Source organism: Xylanibacter rarus (assembly GCF_001275135.1).
Lineage (GTDB): Bacteria > Bacteroidota > Bacteroidia > Bacteroidales > Bacteroidaceae > Prevotella > Prevotella rara.
This window is the reverse complement of record NZ_LFQU01000003.1, coordinates 1-21405: the sequence shown is the minus strand read 5'-3', so window position 1 is coordinate 21405 and position 21405 is coordinate 1. Positions and strand designations below refer to the sequence as shown.

Here is a 21405-nt window from a genome sequence, read left to right as displayed (position 1 = left end):
CTTTTGATTTATTCACTTTTAAGACGGACAAACCATAATAAATGTTGCACGGGTAAACTTGTATTTACTTTTTTTAATGAATATAGTTAAAAACTATATAAAACGACAAAACGTCTGCCGATGAATTACGGCAGACGTTCAGAAAGACTATTATGTATAACAATGGCGGTAACTTATTCAACTATCACCTTTCCGTAGTAGCTTTTGTTGCCTTTTATGGCCTTAACAATATACAGGCCGCTGCCCATTGCATTAGTGGCAATTGTTGTTCCTGTATAGCGTCCGGCCAATGCACCGTTAGAAGAATATACCTCAACGCTCTCAGGCTCAACACCTTTAATAACAATCTGCTTGTTGTCAGAGTCGTTATAAATCCTTACGGGAGATGTCTCTGCCTTAGAAACGCCCGTAGAGCTGCCTTCTTCCTTGATAATCTTGAACGAATCAAACAGTGTTGCGCTGCCTGCGTCGTTAACGGTGTATGTGCTTACAAATATCGTGTCGGCCGTTACTGTAACGTCGCTGAATGTAGGTTCGCCTGTCTGACCGAATTTTCCAGAGAAGAGTCCCCAGTAATTGTCAACTCCATGAGCCGAATATGCGTCAATCATGGCCTGCTCGTCGCGCGGCTCATACTTCTTCTTGCCGGCTGAATTGTTCAGGAAGTACAGAGTGCCTTCATTTACGTTGAACACACCTCCCTGCTTTCCTGTCATATTCTCACGCACTCCGCCGGGAACAACGGTCTCAACCTCTTCTACGGCACCGTCTACAAGAGTCTTTGTCAGGTTGTTAACCGGGCCGATAACTTCGTAGATATGGTCGTGGCCCTGCAAGGCAACATCTATATGAAGCTCATTGAACACGGGGAGCATGTTTTCACGTACAAGACGTCCGTCGCTGTCGCTCTGGTGCGACTGGCTGCCTGTAAACATGTTCTTATGGAATGTGGCAATGCGCCATTTAACGTCTTTATGCTCCTCTACCTGCTTTCTCATCCAGTCGGCAAGGGCGTCAAAGTAGCCTTCTTTCTTGTAGTCCTCGTAGTTTATCACCATAAACAAGGCGTCGCCCTGAACAAACGAATAGACTGTTCCTTCCATTGTAGTGGGCACGGCCGAAGTTGTGTTGAACGTGTTGTCTGTGTTGAAGTGCCATGCAAAGTTGCTGTTTGAACTTGTATCGTGGTTACCCTGCGCAACAACCAGCGGATAGTTCATCCAGATATCCTGCATTGTGCTGAACCACTGCTCATATTCCCATTCAGAGTTGTTGGCTCCTGAGGTTTCAACCAAGTCGCCGTTCACCAGCACAAACTTGGCATCGGGCACCATCTTCTGTGCTGCATGGGCTGTTTTCTGAGAAACATCAAACATGCCGTCATTCTGTGCCTGGGTGTCTGTTATATAGATGAACGAGAATCCTTCTTTCTTGTCGTATGACTCGGCGGCTGTGGTGAAGTGGCCAATCTCGCTCCAGCCCTCCTCGTTACCAACACGGAACGAATAGGTTGTGCCCGGTTTCAGGTCTTTTGCCAAAGCCTTATGGCTTGTGTATGAGCGCTTTGTGTTGGCCTCAACACCTTCCACTCCGTTTTTGCTCGTCACGTAGTTAAGGTCTTTTACATCAGCAGAAACAGCATCAATTGTGATGTCGGGCTTGCTGAAATCTTCTACACTTGCGTCTGCCTTCAAGACAATCTGCACCTTGCCTGTCTTCACAGAACTGTTGGTAAACCAGGCAAAAGCCATACGCGTAGTAGGATCTCCGTTAAGTGTCATGTTGATGCTGTAAGGCTGACTAGCCGACTGCATTTCTGCCATGAGGCGTGTCAGACGTGTCCATGACGGAACGGTGTAGTTGTCCTGATTCAAACTGATTTCCTGTGCTGATGCTGACAGCATACCGGCTGAAAGGAATGCCACAACTACGCCAGACTTGATTGTGTTAGAAATTTTCATAAATAATTTTGTTTTAATGAAACATAATTAAATTTTCGTATGCAAAATTATCAGTATGGTGTTTCATCTTTCTTACAGCATAACTACGAGTTTGCAGCAAAATAATTACGAAAATAATACACCTAAAAAGCCCATATTTTAATGTACACGTAAGAGATTTTTATTAAAATGAAATAAAATCAAGGTTAAGTTACGGTTAATATAACAGGACGGACAACAGCACCAGCAAACAACCTTCGGAATATGTCTTTCCGCAGAATTTTTATGACTATATTTTTACTCAAAGCGAAAAGACGCTCAAAAATCGAAAGTTTTTACCATAGAAACACTTTCGATTAAATATCTACTCAATATAATTTACATGGTTTGTTAAGCAAACAACAGCTATTTACTTTCAAACTGTTAGTGATAGAGTTACGGGTCATAACTCTATCACTTTTGATGCAAAAGTGGCCGCTTTTCAGGTCGTAAGTCATAGGATTTTTTCTGATAAAACGGCTTGGTTTAAACCTAAATCTGTGATTAGCGCCTGGAAAGATACAAACAAGCTAAAGAAAACGGCTATATATACAACAAAGAAAATGACGCAAAAAACTTTTGCCAACAGCAAAGAAACGACAAAAAAGCAAAAGCCATAACTACACGCAACAGCCTGTAGTCATGGCTTTTATCGGCAAAACAACATCAATGCTGTCTAAAACATTCTCTTATGCTGTGTAAACGTGCGCAAAGTTGCGTTTCGCTCAGTCCGGCCATACTGTTGATACAGCCCAGCATTGCCGCGCCGCCGAAATTTAGAGACTTCAGATAGTGTATCTTATCCGGCGTAACACCGCCAAGAGCCACAACCTTATTGTCCAGAATGCCCTGTTCTGACGCCTGACGGAGCGTTGCATCAGTGAAGGCAGAGGCATATCCCTGCTTTGACACGCTGTCGAATATCGGGCTGAGAAATACATAATTGCAGTTATCTTTGTGCTGTTTTACCTCTTCAAGAGAATGACACGAACGGCTGACATGACCGCTGTAACCTTCGGGCACAATGTTTCGGCGCGCGTTAAGGTGCATTCCGCGCAAACCATAAGGCTCCGCCAGTTCAAAGAAGTCGTGAACTACAATATGCGAACGGTCTTCTGCCGACAGCTCTTCAAGCAGGCGCGCACAGTCAGCAGCCGATGCTCCGGGTTTACGCAGATGTATTATGTCAACGCCGTTGGCCAACAGGCGATGAAGAAACGTGGCTTCATCTGATAAAAAAACGGGAGAAGTAACTACAATCCAAAGCATTGTTTAAGCAAAAATGAAAAGCGAAAAGTAAAAAAACGAATTTCGGCGTCTGTCTGCACAGACAAAATGCCTTACGAATACACCTTATTATATATAAGGGGCTATGAAGTCCGGACAAAAAGCCGCTACTTCATAGCCCCACACCAAAACTATTTAAGTTTCTTGATAATCAGTTCGGCAACCTTCTTGCCCGACATGAGCATACCGCCGAAGATAGGTCCCATACGGGGAGTTCCGCTTACGGCAGAAGCAGCCATACCGCAGACATAAAGTCCGGGATAAATCTCCTTTGTGCCGTTAACCACCTCATTCTCGCCTGAAACCACGTCGAGCGAGCGCTCGCCGATAACATCGCCCGTATCAGTTGCAAGGCGGATGCCGTTCTTGCGCGCTACAGTCTTGCACATCTCGCTGTCATGGCCCGTTCCGTCGATAACACACTTTGCCATAATGTTAATCGGGTCTACATGCATACCTTCACGCAAAACCGGAGTCCAGTTGACAACAACACCGCTGACAACATTGTCCTTAAACACAACATCCTCAACAGAATAGCAGTTGAATATTGTTGCTCCGGCATGAACGGCCTTATATAGCAGTGCAGAGGTACTCTCAACAGAATCCATCACAAACAGGTCTTCGTCGTAGCTCTCAAAGTTGATGTCAAAGTCTTTCACGATTTCTATGGCTTCTTTCTGCACGACAATCTGATTGAACATCATTGCGCCGCCCCACATACCGCCGCCGGGAGACAACTTGCGGTCGAACTGGGCAACTTTAAGTCCGGCCTTTGCCAGATAATATGCGGCAACAATGCCTGACGGACCTCCGCCTACAATGGCAACATCGAGGTCAAGATTACGTTCCAACTTGCTGAAATAGGTACTGATAATACCCTGTGATACTTTCTTTTCTATCATTTTGTTTTATTTTTATATAGTAAATTTCTTATTTTCAATGAGTTAAGTGTTTCCTTTCTTCATGCTTCATTGCGCTCACGCAAGCTTGGCATAACGGCATGACAGGCACATATACAGCCTGTCATACTGCTGCGCTGACAGCTTAACGCCGAGGCATTAAAGCCCACATGCATTAAACGTCGCACTCGCCTTCTTTTATCGTCTGGCTTATACGCATGGCGCAGAAGTTAGGACCGCACATAGTGCAGTATTTTCCGCCCACATGGTTGGCCGTCTTGTAGTATTCAAGCGCACGTTCAGGGTCAAGACTCAGGTTAAACTGGTCTTTCCAGCGGAACTCATAGCGTGCCTTGCTCAGCGCATTGTCGCGCACAATGGCACCGGGATGATGCTTTGCCAGATCGGCTGCATGTGCAGCAAGCTTGTATGTCACCACGCCCACGCGCACATCGTCACGGTCGGGCAAGGCAAGATGCTCTTTCGGAGTTACATAGCACAGCATGGCAGTGCCGAGCCATCCTATCTGAGCCGCACCGATGGCACTTGTTATATGGTCGTAGCCGGGCGCAATGTCGGTTACCAACGGGCCGAGCGTATAGAACGGCGCGTTGTGGCACTTCTCTATCTGACGCTGCATATTCTCAGGAATCTTATCCATTGGCACATGGCCAGGACCTTCGATAAATGCCTGAACATTCTTTGCCCAAGCACGCTCCACAAGCTCTCCCATCGTGTCGAGCTCAGCAAACTGGGCGCGGTCGTTGGCATCATAGACACTGCCAGGACGCAATCCGTCGCCAAGCGAAACGGCTACATCATATTTAGCCAGAATGTCGCAGATATCATCAAAATGCTCATAGAGGAAACTCTCTTTCTGATGCATCTGGCACCACTTTGATATAATGCTTCCTCCACGGCTAACCATACCTGTCATACGATTGTCGGCAAGATGTATGTTCTGCAGACGTATGCCGCAATGGATGGTGAAATAGTCAACTCCCTGCTCACACTGCTCGATAAGTGTGTCGCGGAACAGCTCCCAAGTAAGGTTTTCAGCATGGCCGTTAACCTTCTCCATGGCCTGATACATAGGCACGGTGCCCACGGGCACAGGACAGTTGCGCACAATCCACTCTCTTGTCTCGTGAATATTTGCTCCTGTAGACAGGTCCATCAGCGTGTCGCCACCCCACTTGCAGCTCCACACAGCCTTCTCAACCTCCTCGTCTATGCTCGAAGTTGTGGCAGAATTGCCTATGTTTGTGTTGATTTTCACAAGGAAATTGCGGCCTATAATCATAGGTTCTGCCTCGGGATGGTTGATGTTTGCCGGAATTACGGCGCGTCCGGCGGCAATCTCGCTGCGTACAAACTCAGGAGTGATGTGCGTTTCGATACCAAGTTCCTTGCAGTTCATGTTCTCACGTATGGCGACATACTCCATTTCAGGGGTTATTATGCCCTGCTTTGCATAGTAAAGCTGGCTCACCTGGCAGCCCTCCTTAGCCCTGAGAGGCAGGGCTATATGCTCAAAGCGGAGAGAATCGAGCGAGTGGTCATCACGCCTCATGCGTCCGTATTCAGACGAAATCTCCTTCAGGCGTTCCACTCCTCCACGCTTCAGTATCCACGGTTCGCGCAATCGCGGCAGACCTTTGCGCACATCAGTGGCAACGTCAGGGTCGCTGTAAGGACCGGAAGTATCATAAATATACACAGGAGGATTAGGACGCTCCGTGCGTTTGTCACCATCAACGGTAACCGTGGGAGTCTGCTTTACGACACGCATGCCCACACGAATGTCGGGAAAGAGTTCACCCTTGAGGTAAACTTTCTCTGAACCCGGATAAGTTATTCTTACATTATTTTCCATAAATATATTATAAGGTTTGTTCTTTTTGATTTATCAGATCTGCTATACGGCGCATCTCGCTGACTGGATCAGCGGCACGCAGAATGCTTCCGCTAAGGGCTATGCCCGTAACACCTGCACAGAAAAGGTCAGGAATGTCGTCGTAACCAATGCCGCCAATAGCTATCAGCGGCAGGTTTATTCCTCTGTCGTGCATCTGTTTAAGCAGACGTTTGTATCCGTCGAGCCCGAGAATGGCAGCAAGATTCTTCTTTGTAGTAGTGAAACGGAACGGGCCGCAGCCGATATAGTCGGCACCCTGGGCGGCAAGACGGCAAATATCGTCGAATGTGTTGGCCGTTCCACCTATTATATAATCAGAACCTAAAATCTTTCGCGCCTCGTCCACCGGCATGTCATTTTTGCCAAGATGAACGCCATCGGCACCAACACGCTGCGCCATCATCACATTATCGTCAATGACGAACGTGGCACCGTAGCCGGCGCATAGACTCTTCACCTGCAATGCTGCCGCTTCGAGCTCTGCCTCTGTGGCATCCTTCATGCGCAGCTGAATCCATCGGCATCCGCCTTCAAGAGCCATTCTGGCTGAGTCGACGTAAGTATATTTGTCAGTAAAATGTGTAATAAACTGAAGTCTGTTCATATCTTTTTGTCTTTATTCTTTATCAATTACGATTGCCGGCACAGGACTGAAAAAATGGTTCAAGGGGCCTGTTCCATCACCTATTGTTATATCTGCTCCTGCAGCAAGCGCAGAAGTAAGATAACGTTTAGCCTCGCCTACAGCCTCAACAAGACTATCACCGCGGGCAACAAAAGCGGCAATGGCAGACGAAAGTGTACAGCCCGTGCCGTGAGTGTTGCGGCTCGCTACAGAAGGAGCCGAATATTCATTTAAGGAGATGTTGCCGTCAAGGATGCTGAAAAGCATATCTGTCTTTACACAGCCCGATGCATGACCGCCCTTTATCAGTACGGAACGAGTGCCATAACCAAGGATGGCGCGTGCCGCAGCCTCAACATCATTAGCAGATACAGACGGCATGCCGGTCAGCACTGAAGTTTCAGGAATATTAGGAGTGAGCAGGTCTGTCATGGGCAATAGTTTTTTTTCAAGCAAAGTGAGTGCGCCTGAACTCATGAGCATCTTTCCGCTGCTCGAAACCATGACAGGATCAACAACAAGAAAATGCGGACGGCAGTCTGTCAAGGCTTTTATTATGGCATCCAATGTTGCTGCATCGTTAACCATACCTATTTTAACTGCATCGGGATGCAGGTCTTCCATGACTGCCACAATCTGGTCGTAGACAACCTGTGCGGGCACTGAATGAACATACTTAACGCCCTTGGTGTTCTGCACGGTTATGGCTGTAACGGCAGCCGCGCCGTAAACTCCAAGCGCAGAAAAGGTCTTCAAGTCAGCCTGAATGCCTGCACCGCCGGATGGATCTGAGCCAGCCACAGAAAAAGCAACGGGATAACGCTTCATAAAGCAGCCCTCCGCAGCATACAGCAGTCAGCACCCGACTTTACGGGCATAACGCACAAAAAAGAATAAAAGTCATACTTAAATCTCCTCTTTTAAGATCAGTCAACACTCTCAAAAGCAGGTGACGCGGAATAACCGCCATAAAAGAATTGCATCAAAATCCCAGCGTCGGCATTATCCGTACTGGTTCAATGTGTATAATCTCAGACACGGCAGCCATAAGGCATGCCGGACACCACCTTTTGAGTACATTGCAAAGATAAGACAAAATAACGGCACAGCCAAACTTTTGCTGTCTTTTTTGTGTGCATTGATATCGTTCACGACACAGAAAACAAAATTATCACTACTGAATCCCGGGACAAGCCGCAAAACAAAAGCCGCAAGACTGATAACAATCTTGCGGCCTACAAACTTAAAAAGTCTCAATTTATTACTATGAAAAACGATTTTCACATTTAATCTACAGGGATGTCCTTGTTGACATTCTTACATCCGAGCAGAGCATAATAAAGAAGGTATGCCAAAGCTACAAGCGGCACGATATAAGAAATCATGTAGCCGGCCTTGTCGGCAATGAAGTTCTGCAACAGCGGCAGCACACCTCCACCGACAACCATCATCATGAATATGCCTGAAGCGGCAGCAGTGTATTTGCCAAGTCCTTCCGTAGCAAGATTGAAAATACTTGCCCACATGACAGACGTACACAATCCGCAGAGCACAAGCAGCAGAGCGCTGACAGGCACTGTTACCATTGTGAACGAAGAACCCGTAAACACAGGCATAGACGTTGTTGAAGTCTTAGACGAGAACATTGCCACCAACATGAGCACGATAGCCACGAGCGATACGGTGATCATCATGGCGCGGCTTGACACCTTGTCAGCAATGAAACCGGCAACGAAACGTCCTACAAGCATCAGCAGCCAGTAAGTTCCGGCAACAAAACCGCCTATGGCAGCAGCATCGCCTACAACTCCTGCACCCTTCGACGTCGTGTCAGAGATATAGAAGTTGAGAGTGCCGGGGATACCAATCTCTATTCCAACATAAACAAAGATACCGATTACGCCCAATACGCAATGGCGGAAAGCCCACGGACTGTGTTCAAATACGGTGTCTTGTGTAGCCTTACCCATCTCCGGATCAGCTATCGGTATGAACGAAAGCACGATAAACGCACCGGCAAACACAGTCATGGCAATGTAGAGCACGAGGTTTACATCGCTTATGGCAGTGTCTTTAGTAACTGTACCTACCAAGGCGCCCACCAGCATAGGTGTCAGCGTTCCGGCAAGCGAGTTGAGCGTTCCTCCGATAAGGTTGAGCTGGTTGCCACGGTTGCCGCCTCCGCCAAGGAGGTTGAGCATGGGGGTTAACCACTGTGTTGAGCATACATACAGAGAAACCGCATACGAATGCACCCAAAAGATACACCCAGAATCCGGTAAGACCTGTAGGGAAGCCCGACAGATACTGCACGAGCACACCCACAAAACCAACTGCAATGGCCACCATTGCAGTCTTTTTATAACCTATCTTGATAAGCAGCTTGCCGGCAGGTATACCCATAAACAGGTATGCAAGGAAGTTCATCATGTTTCCCATCATGCCTAATGTGTTGCTGCCCATCAGTTCGGGCTGATTCTTCCATATTACGCCAATCGGTGCCGCCAGGTTAGTGACGAACGAAATCATGGCGTAGATAAACATCATAGCTATGATGGCTATGATACGTCCACTTTGTTTATTTGTCTGTTCCATGGTTCTTATTTAATAAGGTATTGCTTTTTATGACAATCTTTCCTCTGGAACAAAATCGTCATCATCCTCTTTCTTCGTAGTACGCTTACGAATTACGCGCTTACGCTTCGGCTTCTCCTCTACAGGCTTTTCGCTCTTAACACCTGCCAGTTCAGGATCAATCATGATGCGGCCGCAATACTCACACACAATAATCTTCTTGTGCATTCTGATGTCGAGCTGACGCTGAGGCGGTATCTTGTTGAAGCATCCGCCACATGCATCACGCTGCACGTAAACGATACCCAGACCATTGCGCGCATTCTTGCGTATACGCTTGAAGCTTGTAAGCAGACGCGGCTCAATCTTCAGTTCGAGTTCCTTTGCCTTCTCCTTAAGCTTCTCTTCCTCAGCTCTTGTCTCGTCCATAATCTCGTCGAGCTCGTTTTTCTTTTCTTCAAGAGCTACACGGCGGTCCTTAATAAGCTCCTCGTTGTTCTGGAGGTCTTTGTTTTTCTCCTCAATCTTAACGTTAGCCTCTCTTATCTTCTTGTTGCAAAGCTCTATTTCGAGCGACTGGAACTCAATTTCCTTGCTCAGTGTGTCATACTCGCGGTTGTTCTTAACGTCGTTGAGCTGCTCTTTATAGCGCTCCACGCTGGCCTGAGCCTCGTTAATTTCAGCCTTCTTCTGTACAACGGCATTCTGAAATTCCTTGATGTCGTTCTTTATTTTCTCAATACGTATTGTAAGACCGGCAATCTCGTCTTCGAGGTCCTGAACTTCAAGAGGCAACTCACCTCTCAGGGCTCTCTTTTCATCGATAGCCGACAATGTGGTTTGCAACTGGTAGAGAGTTTTCAGTTTCTCTTCTACAGACAAATCTGTTGGATCTTTTTTAGCCATATTTTATAAGTAGATTATAGGATTAGTGTTGGTCTTTGTGAGATAAGTCACAACTCCCGGACACGCTTCCTCGATTATTGATTTAAATATTTCGTTAGTATACTGTTCGCTCTGATAGTGGCCAATGACGGCAATCTGTATTTCCTGCTCATGTCCGAAATACTCATGATAGTGCATCTCGCCTGTGATAAAGGCGTCTGCTCCCTGTGCAATTGCCTCAGGCAGGAGGAACGAGCCTGCGCCTCCGCAGATGGCAACGGTCTTGATGGGACGGCGCAAAAGCTGATTGCACTGCACACACTCGACATCAAACGTGCGCTTCAGCATCAGCACAAAGTCGTCGGCGGCAAGCGCCTCGGGCAACTCTCCTATAACTCCGCTGCCGCACTCGATGCCCATAACCGTCTTTTCTGCAAAGAAACGGCAGTCATGAAGCTCCATTTTTTCAGCTATCTTGAAGTTAACACCGCCACGGGCATTGTCCATGTTAGTGTGCATGGAAACCACCGTGATATCATTCTTTAAAGCCTTGGCCACGGCACGCTGCACGTCGTCGGCATAGGTGATGCGCTTCAGTGCATGAAAAATCAACGGATGATGACTCACGATGAGATTACAGCCTAAAGCCACAGCCTCGTCGACCACTTTTTCGGTAACGTCAAGGCACAATAAAGCCCCTGATACTTCCGCCTCTGTCAGTCCTGCCTGCAGGCCGGCATTATCAAAGCTCTCCTGCAGGGGCAGAGGCGCGAAACGTTCAAGGGCGTCAACCACTTCTCTTATTTTCACGCTTTTCAGCCTTTTAAATAATAATAATGTGCAAAGATAGCTATTTTCAGCGGCTTGTCAAAGAGCGGCGCAATTTATTTACATTCTTTAACCACTATTATTCATGATGCGCTTCTGCCAAAATCGTCAACAATGCAGCCGGACCATCTGTTGCTTGTCATACAACAGTAAAAATTCATGACACACGACATGCGTAACATGCCGATTTTTCACACATTTATGTAATTATTTTGCATGTTTATTCTTAAATGAGACAAAATGCATCTTTTTGTTGAAAAACAGAAGTTTTTTGCAGACTTATAGCAGCAGAATTATTACTTTTGCAGCCAAAATTTTCAATAGGTTAGTTATGAACAAAAAGACAAGGATACCAAATCCAATCGTAGCCCTGACTCCTTTAGCCGTTCTCGTGGCCCTGCTGGCCATGGTCATCCCTACCTTCGGGGGCGACGCCCTGCTTGGCGGCAGTCAGGTGTCGCTGCTCATAGCCTCGGCTGTTTGTGTGGGCATAGCAATGATAAAATACAACTACAAGTGGAGCGTGCTTGAGGAAGGAATGGCCAAAAACATAAAGAAGGTTACTCCGGCCATAGTGATACTTCTGCTCATCGGAGCCATCTCGGGCACATGGATGCTCAGCGGAGTGGTTCCCACGCTGATATACTATGGTCTGCAGATTCTCACGCCGCAGTTTTTCCTTGCGTCGTGCTGCATAATATGCGCCATAGTGTCTATCATAACCGGCAGCTCATGGACCACCATAGCCACAATAGGCATGGCACTGCTCGGCATAGGCAAGGCGCAGGGATTCGACGAGGGATGGATTGCAGGAGCAATAATATCGGGAGCCTATTTCGGCGACAAGATTTCGCCGCTGTCAGACACGACAGTGCTGGCATCGTCAACAACGGGCACAAAGCTGTTTACCCACATACGCTATATGCTCATAACCACCGTGCCGTCGATAATAATCACTCTCGGCATATTTACCGTTGCAGGACTTGTCATGAGCCACAGCGGCAACGAGCAGAGCGAGCTTTTTGCAGGCACGCTGGCACAGACATTCAACCTGTCGCCGTGGCTTCTGCTGGTGCCGGTCATCACGGCTTGTCTCATTCTGGCCAAACTGCCAACCATCATTACGCTCTTTATATCGTCTGTTATAGCCGGAATATGCATTCTGCTGTTCCAGCCTCACATCCTTCTGCAGATAGTAGACGGCAGCGTTCTCGACTTCGCAACAGGATTCAAGGCCCTGATGACGTCAATATTCGGAAGCACATCCATATCAACGGGCCACGCCGAAATAGACGCTCTTGTTGCCACAAGGGGCATGCGCGGCATGATGGACACCATCTGGCTGATAATCTGTGCCATGTGCTTCGGCGGCGTGATGTCGGCAAGCAACATGATAAGCAGCATAACCAATCTTTTCGTGCGTTTTGTACGCAAACCCGTTAGTGCCGTGTGCTCTACTGTGGGCGCAGGACTCTTTTTCAATACCTGCACTGCCGACCAATATCTGTCTATCATACTTACAGGCAACCTGTTTAAAGACCTTTACCAAAGCCGCAGACTGGAGAGCAGACTGCTTAGCCGTACTGTAGAAGACTCGGTTACAGTAACATCCGTGCTCATACCATGGAACTCATGCGGAATGACTCAGGCAACAGTGCTTGGAGTAGGCACTCTGACCTACCTGCCCTATTGCTTCTTTAACATACTCAGTCCGCTGATGTCCATCCTTGTTGCCTTCACAGGCTTTAAGATAAAACAAATTATCACGCAGCCAAAAGAAGAGAACATAACAAAAGTGGCATAACATACCTGAATATTCATTTATACAGACATAAAACAAATGCGACAAAAACTTACCGCTATAGGTCTTTTCGCTTTGAGTATGACCAATGAGCGATAAGTTTTTGCCGCATCAGTAACTTAATTATCTGGATAATTCTAATCACATAAATTATTTTACATATCTTTATATTCTGTCTGTCTTGAATATATCGTTATGCTTTCTGTCATGTCAGAATATATATCCAAGAGTAAAGCAAAGGCTGTTATTGTTGATTTTATATCGGTGAAGTTGTGTATATGGCTACCTTGCTGTTGATATATCCGTCATATGGCTTTCAACTTTCTGCGGTAGTTCCGGCCTTAGATGTGCCGGCTATATCTGACTCAACATATTAGAATGTCAGGCCTATTCCAAAAGAAATAGAGTGCCGTGTGCTATTACTCTTGAAAAATTCAGTTTTATCCATTGCCTCATTATAATAAGCTGTTGTAATATCACAAAAGTTTTTTAAGTCATACGCAATCTGAAAATTCAGTCCGAAATGTCGCATTATCATCCAAGTATAACCAATACCTAATCTTCCCGAAAAGCCGGAGTTGCTATCATCACCCAACTTCAGACCATAACCTAAATCTGTAAACAGATATGCCTGTGGCTGTTTCCTTACTGGTTTATAGCGCAATGTCGCAAACACTGGGTATGTATTAAAGTCAGGTTCGGTGTAACGAGCCAATCCCATGCCTATCCCGACCGACCATTGTGTTGCCACATCGTAGCGCGCAGCGACTTGCAACAAGTTGCCACCCATCTTATACGAGCCTCTATTATACGTATATTCTGCGAAATTTTCAGACAAGCCAAGGCTGTATTGGTAGTCTAAGTCAAAATGTAATTTTGATTGCGCTAAAGCAGTTACAGAAATGAAGCTCGCCACTATTATTGATACAAATATTCTTCTTGTCCGTACCATAGATATAAAATTTAATTAGTTTAATCTTTCTTGATATATATTCCGTTCAAATGATTTCCCGGTTTCCCTGTCAAAATGGTTTCACCGCCAATATTTTTTTCACTTTTTCCCTATATTTATCGGGGTAGCCGTATTTTCACACCATCAACAATGACAACTTTAAGTTGCATTGAACAACTATCATTGATTAACACATACCGCCACAACAACTCACGACAAGAACTATCCGACACATACCCGGCCGTTACCATACAGCCCCATGCCGATAAGTTCCTGTCGTTTCAGAAAATTGCCATAAGGCATTGCCTATCACTGCAATTGTCTTAAATATCCATAATCATGTCAGATATGAATGTGTTTTTTGCACTTTTTGTTGTGTCAGAACACATATCCAAGAGTTAGACGCAGACTATTGTTGTTGATTTTATAATAGTCGTCCTGATTAATCAACCCACGCATATATCCGGCTGAAATCACATAATGGTCTTTCACGGTCAGCTTAAGTTCCGCGCTGCAGCCAAAATCCCATCTCTTTATCGGTGATATCGTATATGTGTCAATCCGGCTGCTGGTATATCCGTTGTATGGCTTCCAGCTCTCTGTTATGGTATTAGCCCCAGACGTTCCGCCAATGCATGATACGACATCGCCTTTAAATGAGTCGACACCATAACGCCCATAAAACCCAACCATAGGAGTAAGCGATATGCTGCTGCCCAACCTGAAGGTATAGCCCACTTTCAGAGGTATCTCGAGCGACATTGTCTTCACGTTAACCTCGCTGAACTTCATCTCTACCGGATAGTATTCCGTCAATGCACTGAACTGTCCGTTAGATACAAGCAGGCTTATCCCCGATGCCAAAGCAACATTATTGTTGAATGTATAGGCAACATCACCGCCCACAACAAATCCTGATTTCATCTTTGACTCATCAAACGGAGGATTGTTCTTAGCCGAATACCACAGCAAATCTGTGCCGGCATGCACGCCGAACTTTAATCCTTGAGCGTTAACATGCAGAGATGCAACACATAAAATAAACAATAAAATCTTTTTCATTTTTATTTATTATATTAATATTAGAAACTGTCGCAAAGGTATACAAACGCATACAAACCTGCAAACAGCGCGGACAAAACCAATTTTCGGTAATCACTGAAAATCAATAAGTTACATAAACAAAAGCGGACAAAATCACTTAATTTTGTCCGCTATATCAATAGTTTCTTTATCATTTCGCAGCTTGTTAAGTGCCCTGCTCCGCGTTTTACGATATGCTTCGTCCGAAAGACCAAGCATATACTTTATTATGTTTTCATCCTTACCCATATTGCGCAACACGCAAAACAGTTTCTCCTGAATGGTAAGTTTGCTGCCTTCAAGTTTCTCTATACGATGAACAAAAGTCATGTCTATAACCCTATAGCACTCTATAAGCGATTCGCGTTCGCTCTTGTTAAGTTGAGAAATATTCTCATTGCGCATCACGCTGTAAAGATAATGCAATCCATGCTCTATTTCTTCGAAACGCGACAAATAGTCTTTCAGTTCGTCCTTGCTTACCGAAAGTTTGCCGCTTAGCTCTGTTATAGCAGCCTGCTTTTCACCAATAATGGTCTTTAAAGCCTCTGTCTTTTCTTTTACAGTCTTATCACCGTCTTCCTTTATCTTATTTATTCTTATCTGCATCTGCAGCAAATCGTTTTTCAATGCGCTTATCTGTGCGGCACGCTTACGCAGCCTTCGCCCGGAAACAACAAATGCTGAAAGCACCGACGTAATTACGACAAAACAAATAAAAACTATCATTGTCATTTTGCGCCTTGCAAAACGCCTGACAACCTCTTGGTCATATTTTTGCCATAAATCTGTTGCAAAGTTAGCATTAACAAGTCTGTTAACTACCGTAAATGCCGAATCGCGACGGCATTTCATAATATAAGCTTCCTTAAACTGTCCCTTTGCAGCATAATATTCGCTCAATGAATTGTAAAGCCATACATTAGATTTTGCGTTATCTGAAGACATCAGTACATTTACCAGCGAGAAGGCATCCTTCTCACGACCAGTCTTCAAATATAAATCAGCCAGCAGATTAAGTGAACGCCAGTCGCTACCGCCATAAAGCGACACATTGAGCATTTTCTTTGCAAACCTCATGTCGCCATGCCCAATATGCATCTGCATGAAAGCAATCTTGTTGTAAACATTATTCATACCAGGCACAAAACTGTCAGGTATACATTGTTCAGCCTTTGCCACATACGTCAGCATGCTGTCGCGCCGTCCGGCAAGTCCCATGGCAAGCGCCATGGCGTTATTTCCACGCATTCGCCACTCATTGCTGACAATGCCGGCTGATATTGTGTTAAGCATACGTGCATAGCGCAAAGCGTTTATTGTGTCATGTTGCTTCATGTTGAGCATGGCCAAATGCTCATATATGCGCATTGCCATGACAGAGTCTCTCACATCGTCAATCAGGCGTGCCGCCCTTATCAAATCACATTCCACATCATCAGGCGAAGCACCTTGCCTAAGCCTGATCATGCCCATATAAAGCCAACAGCGCTGCAACATGGGCTTGTTGTCGGTATCTGCATAATAAGTGATGCTGCGTTTCAATGCAACCGAATCTGTGTTAACCACAAGCCGACTAAGGACATACGACATAAGCATGTCGTAATAAGCAACATCTTCTTCAGAAGACAGGTCGAAAGTCGTCATCGAATACAATATATTATAGGCTGAATCCGGATTGTCTTCAGCCAGACTGTCAACAAGTCTGAGTGTTGACGACGAACGACCGCTATCGCAAGATGCGGCTATCGAAATTGCGGCTATTACAAAAAACGAACATTTTATCAAGCCTGATATTGTTTTCATGTCTTATATTTATTCTGTGTTGATTATAGCTGCGGAGTTACCAATTTGCAATGTCTGCCGTAGCTTCCACATTTTTCTCGACATCATCAGGAAGCGAAGGGAAGAAGTCAATGCCCGTGATGCGCTCCACCTCGTCTACGGTGTTAACGTATGAATCTTTTGGCTGGTTGCCTGAAGTATTCTTGTAGATAAAGCCTATTGCCTGCGGATTATCGCCCGTGCGCAGCACTACTTTGAAAAATGCCTCGGGCACAACCACCTTGTTCTTGCCTATTGTCTTGTGCTTACCTTTATATAATATAGGGCCGCAGACTATGTACAAGTCGCCGTATTTCTTAGCCCATTTGCGGCATGCCATCTCCATCTCGTTCCAGTCGCCGCGGTTAAGATTGCCGTTCTGCGGACACATGTTGGTAAAGAGGAACGACTCTTCCATGGCTTTCTTGCTCCATTTGTTGTCGGCAGCCGGACACATGTGGCCACGGTCGTAGCCCGAATTATAGTAGTCCCAGTCTGTTGCGCGCGGCTCCGGCACTTCCGTGTCCTCTGCAAAGTCTACGCCCGAGCGCTTTGCGCTTCCCTCGGTGCGTTCAGCCGTAAGATGCCATGCCACCCAGTTCGGCAGCAGAGTGGCCTTGTTATACGATGCCACATACCCCGTGCGCTTCAGTATCTGCTCAGGTGTCCCCTTTGGTGATGTCTGCATAACCAGCTTGTCATCGGCTTCTGCAGCTCCGGCAGACGCATCGCATGCCCCGGCCTCGCCGTCTTTCTGGTCAAGTTCCTCTACCAGCGCCTTGCCAGCCTCGCTGATAAGCGCCTTGTTATTCTTTGCCAAGTCGCACGAACACAGCGCAACGACCGCAATAAGCAATAAAAAATAAGTTCTAAAGTTCTTCATATCATCTGCGAAGATAGCTATTTATACGGTTATAAACAAGAAAATCGGGCTGATTTTACAGCTTATGCTATAAGACCAGCCCGACTCTTTTTATTCTACGTCAGCTTAAACAGGCATGTTTACGCGTCCGTAGTTGTACATTTTCAAAACGTTCACACAATACTTGTTGAACTTCTTGTTGTCTAAAATCCTGTTAACAATCTTTTTCATAATCTTTTTACCTTTCCTATTTTTAATTTCTACCTGTAGGATGCATCTTCACATCCTTGTTATCCTTTTTCCTTTATTTCTAACGCAAAGGTAATACCATTTTCAGCATGTCAGAACGTTTTTGTCTATGAATTTGGCTTATAGTGCCTCTATTTTGACATGCGTCAAACAGGTTGATTTACATCAACGAAAATCTGACATAATGACACCTTATATAATAAAATGCAGCTTTTATTTGCTCATTATCCACACTTATATTATTTTTGTAAAGCAATCAGAAAAGACATACACACATTTTGCATAACATAAACAAAACCGAAGCAAGAAGTATGAACAACAATGCCATATTGCTGCCCGAATGGGCAAATCAAAGCGCCATACAGCTGACATGGCCGCACGAAGGCACCGACTGGCGTGAGTATCTTGACGATATATGCGCAACATACGCCGAAATGGCTGACGCCATAACACGATATGAGAAGCTGCTCGTGGTTGCCCCTGAGCCGGAATTGGTAAAAAAGGAACTCAGCAAGAGACTGACAAGCTGTCAGTTGGACAATATAATATTCCATAAATGCCCCACAAACGACACATGGGCACGCGACCACGGATTCATAACACTTGGCGGCGACGGCACCTACACGCTGCTCGACTTCCGCTTTAACGGATGGGGCGACAAGTTTGAGGCCGCTCTTGACAACGCCATAAACCGCAGTCTGTACGACAACGGTGTCGTAGAAGGCACTTACACCGACCTTAACAGCTTTGTGCTGGAAGGCGGATCTATTGAGAGCGACGGACGCGGCACCGTGCTGACCACAAGTCAGTGTCTTCTGGCACCTCACCGCAACCAGCCGTTAACACGCAGCGAGATAGAGCTGAAACTGAAAAGCATGCTGCATGCCGAACGCATCTTATGGATAGACTACGGACATCTTGAAGGCGACGACACCGACGGCCACATAGACACACTGGTAAGAATAGCTCCCGACGACACCTTATTATATATAGGATGTGACGACAAGAGCGACAGCCACTATGACGACCTGAAACGCATGGAAGAACAGCTGAAGACGTTCCGTACAGCCGACGGCAAGCCATACAGACTGATGCGCCTGCCCATGCCTGCGGCAATATATGACGACGGCGACAGGCTTCCGGCCACTTACGCCAACTATGTGATAGTGAACGGCGCCGTGATTTATCCTACATACAATCAGCCAGACAACGATGCTGAAGCCGAAAGAGTAATCAAAGCGGCCTTCCCCGACAGAGATGTCATAGGCATAGACAGCCGCACCGTTATACGTCAGCATGGCTCGCTGCACTGCTGTACGATGCAGCTCTACAGCAAAATAACAGAACAGAAACAATAAATCATCAAAGCATATACGGCTCATAAAGTCCTGAATGTCAACGCATAAGGCAGCAGCCGTAAATTAAATCAAACAAAACAACAGCAAAACAGAATGAAAACAGGAATAATTCAGCAACATAACACAGCTGACAAGAAATACAACATGCAGCGCCTTGCAGAAAGCATAAAGGCACTTGCATCTGAAGGAGCAGAACTGATAATATTGCAGGAGTTGCACAACTCGCTGTACTTCTGCCAAGTTGAGAACGTCAACAACTTCGACCTGGCAGAGCCGATACCCGGTCCGTCGACCGAGTTTTTCGGCAGTCTGGCCAAAGAACTTGGCGTGGTAATCGTTACTTCGCTTTTTGAAAAACGTGCAGCAGGACTTTACCACAACACTGCCGTGGTGATAGAACGCGACGGAACTATAGCAGGCAAATACCGTAAGATGCACATTCCTGACGATCCTGCATATTACGAGAAATTTTATTTCACACCAGGCGACCTTGGTTTCCACCCCATCGACACATCTGTAGGACGTCTCGGCGTGCTCGTATGCTGGGATCAGTGGTATCCGGAAGCAGCCCGTCTGATGGCTCTTCAGGGCGCCGAAATGCTAATCTACCCCACAGCCATAGGCTTTGAAAGCTCTGACGAACCTGCCGAACAGCAGCGCCAGCGCGAGGCATGGACAACAGTGCAGCGCGGACATGCCGTAGCCAACGGCCTGCCAGTGGTTGCCGTAAACCGCGTGGGACACGAGACCGACCCGTCGGGAATGACGGGCGGTATAGAGTTCTGGGGCAGCTCATTCGTTGCCGGACCGCAGGGCGAACTGCTATACAGGGCATCAGACCATGAGGAAGAGCGCAAAGTAATAGACATCGACCTGGCCCACAGCGAGCAGGTGCGCCGTTGGTGGCCGTTCCTTCGCGACCGCCGCATAGATAAATACACTGATATTGTGAAGCGCTTTATCGACTGAGACATCACAGCATGGCGTTAAATTCATAATGTCACATATGTCTCATTTGTCTCATAAATAATTAAAACAGCAATGGAAGGAATAATCTTAGGACTCCTCATCCCCCTGATGGGCACAATGTTAGGTTCAGGTTTCGTGTTTTTCATGAAGAAAGACATGCCCCCGCTGCTGCAGAAAGCCCTGCTGGGCTTTGCCTCAGGCGTTATGGTGGCAGCCTCGGTGTGGTCGCTTCTAATACCCAGCATGAATATGTGCAGCCATATGGACAAATGGTCTGTCATGCCTGCAGCTGTCGGTTTTCTGGCAGGCATAGGTTTCCTGCTGGCCATCGACTATATCACGCCACACCTTCATCTTGGCAAGTCGAAGCCCGAAGGACCGCGCAGTCATCTGTCACGCACGGCAATGCTGTCGCTAGCCGTCACCATACACAATCTTCCTGAAGGCATGGCTGTAGGCGTAGTACTTGCAGGAGCCATGCAGAGCGGAGCCGGTATAACGGCAGCCGCAGCCCTTGCCATGTCACTTGGTATTGCAATACAGAACATTCCCGAAGGTGCAATCATATCTATGCCCATGCGCGCAGAGGGCAACAGCCGAATGAAATCTTTTCTTTTAGGCAGTCTCAGCGGAATAGTAGAACCGTTAGGCGGACTTATAGTCATTCTGCTTGCCTCGATGATGACGCCCGTGTTGCCTTATCTTCTGGCCTTTGCGGCAGGAGCTATGATCTACGTTGTTGTCGAGGAGCTTATCCCCGAAGCCTCTGAAGGCGAACACTCCAACATAGGCGTAATTGGCTTTTCCGCCGGTTTTGTCCTCATGATGATTCTTGACGTCGTGCTGGGATAAGAGATGATAATTTAGAATTGAGAATGGAGGATGGAGAATTATGATTACTCTTGATGGATAGGAGTAATAAAACAAATCATAATTCTCCATCCTCCATTCTCAATTCTCAATTTTCTAAATAAGATTTAGAACATCAGCAACAATTTGTTCCTCGGTCAGATGGTTGTCGCGCAGCAGCTGCTCAACATCATATCTGTCGTAAAGAGCCTTACGCACGCCGAAACATATTGTCTTCATTTCCGATGGTCCGTAATAGCGGCTTATACGCTCTCCGAAGCCACCGTCTATGCATCCGTCTTCTATCGTAACAACCAATTTGTGGTCTTTCTTCAGACTTTCAAGCATTTCTTCGTCAATGCCTGACACAAAACGGGGATTGATAAGCGTAGCATTTATACCTTTACCGGCAAGCATCTCTACCACCTTCTGACCCTTCTGATAGAAGTCGCCAAGAGCAATC

Annotated in this window: 17 protein-coding genes and 1 pseudogene; 4 read left to right on the top strand and 14 right to left on the bottom strand. The window is 46.3% G+C overall.

Annotation, left to right across the window (positions count from 1 at the left end; genetic code table 11):
- Nucleotides 1-173: 173 nt before the first annotated feature.
- The 9 genes and pseudogenes from ACU52_RS02750 to ACU52_RS02705 all read right to left on the bottom strand — a co-directional run bounded on the left by ACU52_RS02750 (nucleotide 174) and on the right by ACU52_RS02705 (nucleotide 10977).
- Nucleotides 174-1961: a fibronectin type III domain-containing protein gene (locus ACU52_RS02750; protein ID WP_053397685.1), complete on the bottom strand. Its 1788-nt coding sequence runs from the start codon at nucleotides 1959-1961 to the stop codon at nucleotides 174-176.
- Between the two features lie 684 nt (nucleotides 1962-2645).
- The gene (locus ACU52_RS02740; RefSeq protein WP_082335138.1) at nucleotides 2646-3248 is read right to left on the bottom strand and encodes a thiamine phosphate synthase; all 603 of its coding nucleotides are present in this window, start codon (nucleotides 3246-3248) and stop codon (nucleotides 2646-2648) included.
- 149 nt (nucleotides 3249-3397) lie between these two features.
- Nucleotides 3398-4168, bottom strand: a complete 771-nt coding sequence (locus ACU52_RS02735) for a sulfide-dependent adenosine diphosphate thiazole synthase (protein WP_021853457.1) — start codon at nucleotides 4166-4168, stop codon at nucleotides 3398-3400.
- A gap of 172 nt (nucleotides 4169-4340) precedes the next feature.
- Nucleotides 4341-6041 carry a phosphomethylpyrimidine synthase ThiC gene (gene thiC / locus ACU52_RS02730; RefSeq protein WP_021853458.1) on the bottom strand — a complete coding sequence of 567 codons (1701 nt, stop codon included), beginning with the start codon at nucleotides 6039-6041 and terminating at the stop codon, nucleotides 4341-4343.
- Between the two features lie 7 nt (nucleotides 6042-6048).
- On the bottom strand, nucleotides 6049-6687 hold the full coding sequence (locus ACU52_RS02725) for a thiamine phosphate synthase (RefSeq protein WP_053397682.1): 639 nt from the start codon (nucleotides 6685-6687) through the stop codon (nucleotides 6049-6051).
- Between the two features lie 12 nt (nucleotides 6688-6699).
- Nucleotides 6700-7536 carry a bifunctional hydroxymethylpyrimidine kinase/phosphomethylpyrimidine kinase gene (thiD, locus tag ACU52_RS02720; RefSeq protein WP_053397681.1) on the bottom strand — a complete coding sequence of 279 codons (837 nt, stop codon included), beginning with the start codon at nucleotides 7534-7536 and terminating at the stop codon, nucleotides 6700-6702.
- A 458-nt stretch (nucleotides 7537-7994) separates the two neighbouring features.
- Nucleotides 7995-9303, bottom strand: a pseudogene (locus ACU52_RS02715) (MFS transporter).
- 27 nt (nucleotides 9304-9330) lie between these two features.
- Entirely contained in the window at nucleotides 9331-10188 is an 858-nt protein-coding gene (locus ACU52_RS02710) for a zinc ribbon domain-containing protein (protein ID WP_021853462.1), read from the bottom strand.
- 3 nt (nucleotides 10189-10191) lie between these two features.
- Nucleotides 10192-10977 (bottom strand): Nif3-like dinuclear metal center hexameric protein, encoded by a 786-nt coding sequence (locus tag ACU52_RS02705; protein ID WP_021853463.1) that lies wholly within the window; start codon nucleotides 10975-10977, stop codon nucleotides 10192-10194.
- A 349-nt stretch (nucleotides 10978-11326) separates the two neighbouring features.
- On the opposite strand from ACU52_RS02705, the gene ACU52_RS02700 reads away from it, so the two are divergent.
- Nucleotides 11327-12799 (top strand): Na+/H+ antiporter NhaC family protein, encoded by a 1473-nt coding sequence (locus ACU52_RS02700; protein WP_053397680.1) that lies wholly within the window; start codon nucleotides 11327-11329, stop codon nucleotides 12797-12799.
- Between the two features lie 370 nt (nucleotides 12800-13169).
- Here the strand turns inward: ACU52_RS02700 and ACU52_RS02695 are convergent, their stop codons facing one another.
- The 4 genes from ACU52_RS02695 to ACU52_RS02680 all read right to left on the bottom strand — a co-directional run bounded on the left by ACU52_RS02695 (nucleotide 13170) and on the right by ACU52_RS02680 (nucleotide 17538).
- On the bottom strand, nucleotides 13170-13748 hold the full coding sequence (locus ACU52_RS02695) for an outer membrane beta-barrel protein (RefSeq protein WP_021853465.1): 579 nt from the start codon (nucleotides 13746-13748) through the stop codon (nucleotides 13170-13172).
- Between the two features lie 378 nt (nucleotides 13749-14126).
- Nucleotides 14127-14810 carry an outer membrane beta-barrel protein gene (locus tag ACU52_RS02690; protein ID WP_053397679.1) on the bottom strand — a complete coding sequence of 228 codons (684 nt, stop codon included), beginning with the start codon at nucleotides 14808-14810 and terminating at the stop codon, nucleotides 14127-14129.
- 135 nt (nucleotides 14811-14945) lie between these two features.
- Nucleotides 14946-16637 carry a hypothetical protein gene (locus ACU52_RS02685; RefSeq protein ID WP_053397678.1) on the bottom strand — a complete coding sequence of 564 codons (1692 nt, stop codon included), beginning with the start codon at nucleotides 16635-16637 and terminating at the stop codon, nucleotides 14946-14948.
- Between the two features lie 37 nt (nucleotides 16638-16674).
- Nucleotides 16675-17538 (bottom strand): DNA/RNA non-specific endonuclease, encoded by an 864-nt coding sequence (locus ACU52_RS02680; protein ID WP_053397677.1) that lies wholly within the window; start codon nucleotides 17536-17538, stop codon nucleotides 16675-16677.
- A gap of 539 nt (nucleotides 17539-18077) precedes the next feature.
- Here ACU52_RS02680 and ACU52_RS02675 point away from each other — a divergent pair.
- From ACU52_RS02675 to ACU52_RS02665, 3 genes are all read left to right on the top strand, one after another.
- A complete protein-coding gene (locus ACU52_RS02675; protein WP_053397676.1) occupies nucleotides 18078-19124 on the top strand; it encodes an agmatine deiminase family protein in 1047 nt (348 codons plus the stop codon).
- Between the two features lie 93 nt (nucleotides 19125-19217).
- The gene (locus ACU52_RS02670; protein WP_053397675.1) at nucleotides 19218-20093 is read left to right on the top strand and encodes a carbon-nitrogen hydrolase; all 876 of its coding nucleotides are present in this window, start codon (nucleotides 19218-19220) and stop codon (nucleotides 20091-20093) included.
- A 72-nt stretch (nucleotides 20094-20165) separates the two neighbouring features.
- Entirely contained in the window at nucleotides 20166-20945 is a 780-nt protein-coding gene (locus ACU52_RS02665; RefSeq protein WP_021853472.1) for a ZIP family metal transporter, read from the top strand.
- Between the two features lie 114 nt (nucleotides 20946-21059).
- On the opposite strand, the gene ACU52_RS02660 is transcribed toward ACU52_RS02665, so the two are convergent.
- The coding region (locus ACU52_RS02660) for a transketolase C-terminal domain-containing protein (RefSeq protein ID WP_316936637.1) at nucleotides 21060-21405 on the bottom strand (346 nt) is incomplete at its 5' end.

Bases quoted from the DNA above. Each gene is read 5' to 3' on its own strand.
- ACU52_RS02695 (WP_021853465.1), bottom strand. From the start codon at position 13,748: ATGGTACGGACAAGAAGAATATTTGTATCAATAATAGTGGCGAGCTTC.
- ACU52_RS02690 (WP_053397679.1), bottom strand. From the start codon at position 14,810: ATGAAAAAGATTTTATTGTTTATTTTATGTGTTGCATCTCTGCATGTT.
- ACU52_RS02670 (WP_053397675.1), top strand. From the start codon at position 19,218: ATGAAAACAGGAATAATTCAGCAACATAACACAGCTGACAAGAAATAC.
- ACU52_RS02685 (WP_053397678.1), bottom strand. From the start codon at position 16,637: ATGAAAACAATATCAGGCTTGATAAAATGTTCGTTTTTTGTAATAGCC.
- thiC (WP_021853458.1), bottom strand. From the start codon at position 6,041: ATGGAAAATAATGTAAGAATAACTTATCCGGGTTCAGAGAAAGTTTAC.
- ACU52_RS02750 (WP_053397685.1), bottom strand. From the start codon at position 1,961: ATGAAAATTTCTAACACAATCAAGTCTGGCGTAGTTGTGGCATTCCTT.
- ACU52_RS02725 (WP_053397682.1), bottom strand. From the start codon at position 6,687: ATGAACAGACTTCAGTTTATTACACATTTTACTGACAAATATACTTAC.
- ACU52_RS02740 (WP_082335138.1), bottom strand. From the start codon at position 3,248: ATGCTTTGGATTGTAGTTACTTCTCCCGTTTTTTTATCAGATGAAGCC.
- ACU52_RS02700 (WP_053397680.1), top strand. From the start codon at position 11,327: ATGAACAAAAAGACAAGGATACCAAATCCAATCGTAGCCCTGACTCCT.
- ACU52_RS02675 (WP_053397676.1), top strand. From the start codon at position 18,078: ATGAACAACAATGCCATATTGCTGCCCGAATGGGCAAATCAAAGCGCC.
- ACU52_RS02665 (WP_021853472.1), top strand. From the start codon at position 20,166: ATGGAAGGAATAATCTTAGGACTCCTCATCCCCCTGATGGGCACAATG.
- ACU52_RS02735 (WP_021853457.1), bottom strand. From the start codon at position 4,168: ATGATAGAAAAGAAAGTATCACAGGGTATTATCAGTACCTATTTCAGC.
- ACU52_RS02680 (WP_053397677.1), bottom strand. From the start codon at position 17,538: ATGAAGAACTTTAGAACTTATTTTTTATTGCTTATTGCGGTCGTTGCG.
- thiD (WP_053397681.1), bottom strand. From the start codon at position 7,536: ATGAAGCGTTATCCCGTTGCTTTTTCTGTGGCTGGCTCAGATCCATCC.
- ACU52_RS02710 (WP_021853462.1), bottom strand. From the start codon at position 10,188: ATGGCTAAAAAAGATCCAACAGATTTGTCTGTAGAAGAGAAACTGAAA.